Source organism: Gordonia sp. i37 (assembly GCF_002043085.1).
Taxonomy (GTDB): Bacteria; Actinomycetota; Actinomycetes; order Mycobacteriales; family Mycobacteriaceae; genus Gordonia; species Gordonia polyisoprenivorans.
In genome coordinates, this window is sequence record NZ_MVPX01000536.1 from 1 (window position 1) to 4,619 (window position 4,619).

A 4,619-nucleotide genomic window follows, 5' to 3' on the forward strand; every position below is an offset into this window, starting at 1 on the left:
CGGGGCTCGTCTTGTGTGACGGCCACAACCGTTAGGGTGGACCCAACGTGCGCAACCGGAGGAAATGACACCAGTGAGCCAACCGAACGACCCGGACAACAAGACCCCGTCCACGCCGTCGACCGCGTCCGGTGGCCCGGCAGCCCAGTCGGGTCCGCCTCGGGGCGGCGGACTGGTTCCTCCGTGGCAGCGCGGCCCGGGCGGAGTGGCCGGACCCGAGGCCACCGGAAGTGCGCAGGCTCCCGTGCCCGACGCGGGGACCACCGAGCAGATCCCCGCCGGGGGTCGTGCCGGCGGGCCCCCTCCGCGCGGTGTGGTGACCGGTAGCGGCACCGCCGCAGCCAGCATGAGTGGTCAGCAGGCGCCGGTGAAGAAGCTCGATTCGCCGGCGGGTGCGTCCACCGCGACCGCCGAGGTACCGCGTGGTCGGTTCACCGAGACCCCCACTCGCAACATCGCGCGGGATCCCTCCGTGGAGTCCGAGTTGCCCGATCTCGACGAGATCCACCACACCAACACCGAGACCGCCCGGGCCGCGGCGGTCGACCCCGCGAAGGCCACCGGCTCCGCCGCCCGCTCGGCGCCGGCCCAGGTCGGCTCTTCGGGCCGCGGGCTGCGCGCAGCGGTGCAGATCCGTCGACTCGACCCGTGGGCGACCTTCAAGGTGGCCGGCGTGCTCTCGATCGTCGGCTTCGTCATCTGGATGATCGCCGTCGCCGTGCTGTATCTGGTGCTCGACGGCATGGGTGTCTGGGAGCAGGTCAACAGCTCCTTCGGCACGCTGGTCACCACCGACGGCTCGACGTCGGAAAGCGACATCATCGGTGCCGGCAGCGTGTTCTTCTACGCGGCCGTACTCGGTGTGGTCAATGCCGTGCTGATCACCGCGCTGGGCACCATCGGCTCCTACATCTACAACCTCGTCGCCGACCTCGTCGGCGGACTCGAGATCACCCTGGCCGACCTCGACTAGTCCGGGCGCCGAGGCTCATCTGCCCAGTTCACGGGCGTCGGTGGGAACCGTTTTGGTTTCTCGCCATCCCGTCGGGTAATCTCAGTCCTCGGTTCAGGGGCCTATAGCTCAGGCGGTTAGAGCGCTTCGCTGATAACGAAGAGGTCGGAGGTTCAAGTCCTCCTAGGCCCACCACCCGAACCCGGGGCCTTAGCTCAGTTGGTAGAGCGCTGCCTTTGCAAGGCAGATGTCAGGAGTTCGAATCTCCTAGGCTCCACTCCAGAAACGTCAGACCAGTACATTGCCCGATATAGGGTCGGATATTGCTTCAGTCGTGACCTCTTGGGGCACACCCTGATCCCAATCCGCTCGTAGCTCCTCCTTCTTGGTCATTCAGGAGGGATGTACCGAGCGCCGCGACGTTCTCCTGTAAGCCGTAGCCGTCCGTCATCAACCAGCCTTTTGAGAACTGACCTCGCCTGCGATGGGGTCGTCTGGCACAATTCGGCGGCCTGACCTCGGGTTATGGAGCCGTAAGCGTTGACGTAGTCAACGATCATTCTCTCCTGCTGGAGTGGATCGATTCCCTTGATGCGTACGTAGGCGTTTCGATCTCGAGCTAGGTCGTAGAACCGCGCGGTGAGATGGTACTTGCGACTTCGACCTGTTCCGCGGGACTCGAGGATCCCGGATTCGACCAAATGCCCAAGGCTTGACTTCACGCTGGCAGAAATGAGATCCAATTCGCTGGCTACTTCCACAGCCGTCGCCGAACCAGATGTCTTCACTTCGTGAACGATCCGGAGCTCGTCGAGACTCAGTGACTCCTGATGTTCGTTCTCCCAGGTGAGTAAGAATCGGACCAGATCGAGGTCGGCGCTGCCGAGTGGCACTGTGACGACTACTGATTCGCCGGTGCTGTGCGAATAGTCAGGTGCGTCGCGGCCCGCGCGCAACTGTTGCTCGAACATGTCGTTGACCCCCTTACCTCTGCGCTCAACCAAACCTGCCCGCTTGAAGGCGGAGGCGAGAATCGGGCTGCGAGGGCGGGATTGGTCAAGGATGTTCTGGGTGGTAACGCCGGGTGGAAACCCACCGGGATTGGCGACAACAAAGGAGCTGTCGGTCAGCTGGACCCGTATCGGTCCCATGGCCGCATAATCGCGGTGTACCAGCGCATTGGCCACCGCTTCCCGCCGCGTGATCGAGGGAATGAGTGGAACCTCGATTCGATGGAGCCCCGCCATGAGCTCGATGACCGTGTTGCGGGCGTCAATGAGTTCGCGAAGGTACTCGGCAGTGCGCAGTAGGGGCCCGACGATTCTGATGTTTGTCGGTTGGTGTCCGGATCTAGCATCTTGGAAGAGCACTTCTGCGTTGGGCAGCCATCTTTGGATTGCTGCTTCGGTTCCGAACAAGAGGATTGCCCCAATGCTCACCGGAGCAGCAATCGGTACGAGGCCAAGAGCACGCAATACGTCCTCGTTCGAGAGTTCAGCGAGTTCGTCGCCGGCCCCGTGGCACAGCCGCCGAAATCGGTCGAATTCCAGGGTATCGAGATCATCTAGTGTCGCGTCTCTCGCGATCGACGCCGCGAAGTCCTGTCCGCGGGTCACCATGCCCAGGCTTACGATTTCGTGGGCCGTCATCGGCGCGCATTCCGGTTCGCCTGTGGACTTGAGGATTCGTTTGGTGAACACGCCCAACTTTGTTCCTACGGGGCCAGGGTCCGCTCTGGGAACGTCTATGCGGATGATCTCATGCCCGTCGATTGTCTCGAGGTGAACTCCGACCGCAAGCGCAGGTTCTGTGTTGGCCTGGATGTATGCCGCGACGCGGGCAGGGTCGGTCATCCGCCCATGACGAGGCGAAGCGCCGACGACGGTACCATCGTCGTCTACTCCAATGAGCAAAACTCCACCTTCGCCGTTCGCCAGGCATGCGGAAGCCTTGGCCAAATCCTTGTCGTTGATGTCGGAGCGTTTGAACTCGGTCGTGAAAGTCTCTCCACCTGCGATCAGGGCGCGCGACGACTCCATGACACCCATTATGCATATGTATGAGCAGACGAATCTAATGTACATCCGGAGTCATAACTTTTAATCAGTATGGTGGGTGGCCCGATGCGTCGGTCGGTGCGCACAGATCGTTCAGCCTGTCTGCTCGGGAGATCGGCATCCCCGGAGCGCGCACCGGGCGGAAGATGAGCAGTCAGTACGGCCGGCCTCTCGTGGTTCACCAGCTACGTGGTTCACCAGCTATTCGACATGGTTCCGCGCATTTCGCCACGTCGAACGAAAGAACCGGCCGGACGTCCCGTCGCAGGACGTCCGGCCGGCTGAGGCGAGTGCTGATGAGGTGAGTGCTACAGACGAGCTCTCACATACTGGGCGGCATCTACAGTCATGCCGTTGACGGCGTACAGCACATGCAGGCCGTTGGGCTGCCCGACCGGGGCACCGTCGCAGACGACGTCACCGGCGATGCAGTAGCGCTTGGTCTTGCCCTCATAGAGAGGTCCGACGTTCATCGGGGGCGCACCGACCTGCTTGATCCAGTTCGACGACGGCGGCGCGAACAGGATCGCGGCGGTCACGTGCGAGGCGGCGTTGTCGGCCAGCGGCTGCGGCACCCGGTCCTGGTACTGCCGGTACTGCGGGTCGATCTGGATCTTGTTGCTCAACGCGTAGGACGCGACGACAGCACCTTGCGAGTACCCACCGACCACGATGTGCGAGCCGGGGCACTGCGCAGCCAGGTACTTGACGCGGCGCTGGGTGTCGTTGACGCCCTTGACAACGCCCTGGACGAAGGCCATCCGGTTGTCGAAGTTGCTACCGGCCGGATAGTTCACGCCGTAGACGTTGACCGACTTACCGGGCAGCTGATTGCGCAGGGCCTGCTCGAAGGACAGGCCGGTGACGCCGACGGGTGGAGCCGTCTCCACGGTCCCGCGCGCGAACACCACCTCGACGTCGGCGCACGGGGGAGCGGCGGCGGCGCGGGGTGCCGGAGAGGCGAGCAACCCGGCCGCGAGCACGGTGAATCCGAACAGGATCAGAAGTGGACGCTTCATTCGTCGAATGGTACGCGAACAAGGTTCACTTTAGGTGGCGTCCGGCCCGACCAGCACCATCACCGACCACGTCACCGCAGGACGAGCACGATGACGTAGGCCACGATTGCCACGATCAAGGCAAGCATGTAGGCCCAACCGACGACGATCGCGACGGTGGCGAACGGTTCTCCGTACTCACGTGTGCGCCGGATCTGGTTACGCGCCCGATACCCCAGGTACAGCCCGATCGGCGAGGTGCAGCCGATCACCGACAGCACCATCGCCCAGATGGCGAGTGTGCTCGTCTTGGCCGTGGATCGCGACGACCGGGCCGCGGTGGCGGCACTCTGCCCGCCCACGGGCGCCTCCTTGGACTCCGATGTTGGTTCCGTCGCGGGTACGGCGGTGGTCGGTGGTGAACTCTTGTCGGCGGACCTCGGTGGGATCCCGACGGGTGATGCCCCGACGGGTGATGCTCCGACGGGTGGGTTTCCGGCGGACGTGGTCCTGGTCGGCGCGGCATCCACGGCCGAGTAGGCACGGGGAGGACCCGAGGACTGTTCATCGGACCGGACCGTCGCGTCGGCTGCGTCGGCACCGGCCGGGATA

The 4,619-nt window shown here is 63.7% G+C and carries 4 protein-coding genes and 2 tRNA genes; 3 read left to right on the plus strand and 3 right to left on the minus strand.

The window, feature by feature from the left end:
* The first annotated feature begins 64 nt into the window (after positions 1-64).
* The 3 genes from B1964_RS26775 (at position 65) to B1964_RS26785 (ending at position 1,229) form a co-directional block, all read left to right on the plus strand.
* Entirely contained in the window at positions 65-973 is a 909-nt protein-coding gene (locus B1964_RS26775) for a DUF3566 domain-containing protein (RefSeq protein ID WP_079931976.1), read from the plus strand.
* A gap of 97 nt (positions 974-1,070) precedes the next feature.
* Positions 1,071-1,147, plus strand: a tRNA-Ile gene (locus tag B1964_RS26780).
* A 9-nt stretch (positions 1,148-1,156) separates the two neighbouring features.
* Positions 1,157-1,229, plus strand: a tRNA-Ala gene (locus B1964_RS26785).
* A gap of 112 nt (positions 1,230-1,341) precedes the next feature.
* Here B1964_RS26785 and B1964_RS26790 read toward each other — a convergent pair.
* From B1964_RS26790 to B1964_RS26805, 3 genes are all read right to left on the minus strand, one after another.
* The gene (locus B1964_RS26790) at positions 1,342-2,991 is read right to left on the minus strand and encodes an RNA-binding domain-containing protein (protein ID WP_079931981.1); all 1,650 of its coding nucleotides are present in this window, start codon (positions 2,989-2,991) and stop codon (positions 1,342-1,344) included.
* 326 nt (positions 2,992-3,317) lie between these two features.
* Positions 3,318-4,028: a cutinase family protein gene (locus B1964_RS26800; RefSeq protein WP_079931978.1), complete on the minus strand. Its 711-nt coding sequence runs from the start codon at positions 4,026-4,028 to the stop codon at positions 3,318-3,320.
* Positions 4,029-4,099: 71 nt separating this feature from the next.
* Positions 4,100-4,369 (minus strand): DUF4190 domain-containing protein, encoded by a 270-nt coding sequence (locus B1964_RS26805; protein ID WP_244332517.1) that lies wholly within the window; start codon positions 4,367-4,369, stop codon positions 4,100-4,102.
* Between the last annotated feature and the right edge of the window lie 250 nt (positions 4,370-4,619).

Bases quoted from the DNA above. Each gene is read 5' to 3' on its own strand.
- B1964_RS26775 (WP_079931976.1), top strand. From the start codon at position 65: ATGACACCAGTGAGCCAACCGAACGACCCGGACAACAAGACCCCGTCC.
- B1964_RS26790 (WP_079931981.1), bottom strand. From the start codon at position 2,991: ATGGAGTCGTCGCGCGCCCTGATCGCAGGTGGAGAGACTTTCACGACC.
- B1964_RS26800 (WP_079931978.1), bottom strand. From the start codon at position 4,028: ATGAAGCGTCCACTTCTGATCCTGTTCGGATTCACCGTGCTCGCGGCC.